At 69.3% G+C, this 2,056-nt stretch carries 2 protein-coding genes and 2 pseudogenes; 2 read left to right on the top strand and 2 right to left on the bottom strand.

Annotated elements, in window-relative coordinates:
• A pseudogene (locus AOK24_RS16470) lies at positions 1-660 on the bottom strand (hydrogen peroxide-inducible genes activator); the annotation flags it as partial.
• A gap of 2 nt (positions 661-662) precedes the next feature.
• A pseudogene (locus tag AOK24_RS50730) lies at positions 663-772 on the bottom strand (hydrogen peroxide-inducible genes activator); the annotation flags it as partial.
• A 114-nt stretch (positions 773-886) separates the two neighbouring features.
• On the opposite strand from AOK24_RS50730, the gene AOK24_RS16465 reads away from it, so the two are divergent.
• Both AOK24_RS16465 and AOK24_RS16460 read left to right on the top strand, forming a co-directional pair.
• Positions 887-1,441 (top strand): peroxiredoxin, encoded by a 555-nt coding sequence (locus AOK24_RS16465; RefSeq protein WP_055720827.1) that lies wholly within the window; start codon positions 887-889, stop codon positions 1,439-1,441.
• Positions 1,442-1,443: 2 nt separating this feature from the next.
• The gene (locus tag AOK24_RS16460) at positions 1,444-1,977 is read left to right on the top strand and encodes an alkyl hydroperoxide reductase (RefSeq protein ID WP_055720826.1); all 534 of its coding nucleotides are present in this window, start codon (positions 1,444-1,446) and stop codon (positions 1,975-1,977) included.
• The last annotated feature ends 79 nt before the right edge of the window (positions 1,978-2,056 follow it).

Raw genomic sequence — 2,056 nt, 5'->3', positions numbered from 1 at the left:
ATTGCGCGCCGTCTCCACCGCCACCGCCGTACCCGGCAGCAGCGTGCAGCCGAGGCCGCCCGCGACGAGCTGGACGAGGGTGGAGAGGCCGGCGGCCGTCGTCGTGACCGGGGTGTCGCCCCGGCCGACCTCGCGGCAGATGTCGAGAGCCTGGTCCCGCAAGCAGTGGCCCTCGTCCAGGAGAAGGAGGTTCAGCTCCTTCAACTTCTCGCGGGGGACGTCCTGTTGGCCGCCGAGGGGGTGGTCCAGCGGGGTCACGAGGACGAAGTCCTCGTCGAACAGCGGGAGTTCGACGACGCCGGGCACGCCCAGCGGGACCGCGAGGAGCAGCAGGTCGAGGCGGCCCGTCGTGAGGCCGTCCAGGAGGCTCGTCGTCTGCTCCTCGTGGACCTGGAGGTCGAGCGCCGGGTAGCGGCCGTGCACCAGGTCGATGACCGTGGGGAGCAGGTACGGCGCGACGGTCGGGATCACCCCGAGGCGCAGCGCCCCCGTGAACGGCGCCCGGACCGCGTCCGCCTCGTCGAGCAGCGACCCGACCTCCGCGAGCACCGCCCGCGCCCGCACCGCGATGCGCTCGCCCGCCGGGGAGAGCAGCACCTTGCGCGTCGTCCGCTCCAGCAGCGTCACCCCCAGGGCCTCCTCCAGCGCGGCCACCGCCCCNNATCGCCGCCGCCGCGTCCCGGAAGTGCAGGTGCTCGGCGACTGCGGCGAACGCCCTCAGCTGGGCCAGACTGGGCTGGCGCCTTCTGGCCCCGGCATTACCCACGGTCACTGATAACCACCTCCGATCAACACTCCCGAGTGTAGCTATTTCCGTAATTAATGCACCTTGTGCAAGCATCTGCGTCGTCCGGCCCTCTCGACCCTCTCGCTACAAGGAGCGCTCATGCTCACTGTCGGTGACAAGTTCCCCGAGTTCGAACTGACCGCCTGTGTCTCGCTGGAGAAGGGCAAGGAGTTCGAGACGATCCACCACAAGTCGTACGAGGGAAAGTGGCTCGTCGTCTTCGCGTGGCCCAAGGACTTCACCTTCGTGTGCCCCACCGAGATCGCCGCGTTCGGCAGGCTCAACGACGACTTCGCCGACCGTGACGCCCAGATCCTCGGCTTCTCCGGCGACTCCGAGTTCGTCCACCACGCCTGGCGCAAGGACCACGCCGACCTGCGCGACCTGCCGTTCCCGATGCTCGCGGACTCCAAGCACGAGCTGATGCGCGACCTCGGCATCGAGGGCGAGGACGGCTTCGCCCAGCGCGCCGTCTTCATCGTGGACCCCAACAAGGAGATCCAGTTCACGATGGTCACCGCCGGGTCCGTCGGCCGGAACCCCAAGGAGGTGCTGCGCGTGCTGGACGCCCTCCAGACCGACGAGCTGTGCCCCTGCAACTGGACCCAGGGCGAGGCGACCCTCGACCCGGCCAAGCTCCTGGCGGGTGAGTGACGTTGAGCCTCGACACCCTCAAGTCCCGCATACCCGACTACGCCAAGGACCTCCGCCTCAACCTGAGTTCGGTCGTCGCCAACTCCGAACTCCCGCCGCAGCAGCTGTGGGGCACGGTCCTGGCGACGGCCATCGCCTCCCGCTCACCCATCGTCCTGCGTGAACTCGCCCCGGACGCGCGGGAGATGCTGTCGCCGGAGGCGTATCGCGCCGCGAAGTCGGCGGCTGCGGTCATGGCGATGAACAACGTCTTCTACCGCACCCGGCACCTGCTCTCCGACCACGAGTACGGCAACCTCCGTGCGGGCCTGCGCATGAACATCATCGGCAACCCCGGCGTCGAGAAAGCCGACTTCGAGCTGTGGTCGTTCGCGGTGTCGGCGATCAACGGCTGCGGACTGTGCCTCGACTCCCACGAACAGGTCCTGCGCAAGGCGGGAGTCGGCCGCGAGGTGGTCCAGGAGGCGTTCAAGATCGCCTCGGTGATCCAGGCGGTCGGCGTCACGCTGGAGGCGGAAGAGATCCTCGGCGACTGACTACGCGTACGGCGGCCCCGCTCGGCAGGGCCGCCGTTGTGCGCGTCCGGGGTGGCGGAGCCGCTACTCCCGCCCGCCC

It is taken from the genome of Streptomyces niveiscabiei, assembly GCF_001419795.1.
Classification (GTDB): Bacteria; Actinomycetota; Actinomycetes; order Streptomycetales; family Streptomycetaceae; genus Streptomyces; species Streptomyces niveiscabiei.
The sequence above is the reverse complement of the archived record's forward strand: the minus strand, read 5'-3'. Positions and strand labels throughout refer to the sequence as shown.

Bases quoted from the DNA above. Each gene is read 5' to 3' on its own strand.
- AOK24_RS16465 (WP_055720827.1), top strand. From the start codon at position 887: ATGCTCACTGTCGGTGACAAGTTCCCCGAGTTCGAACTGACCGCCTGT.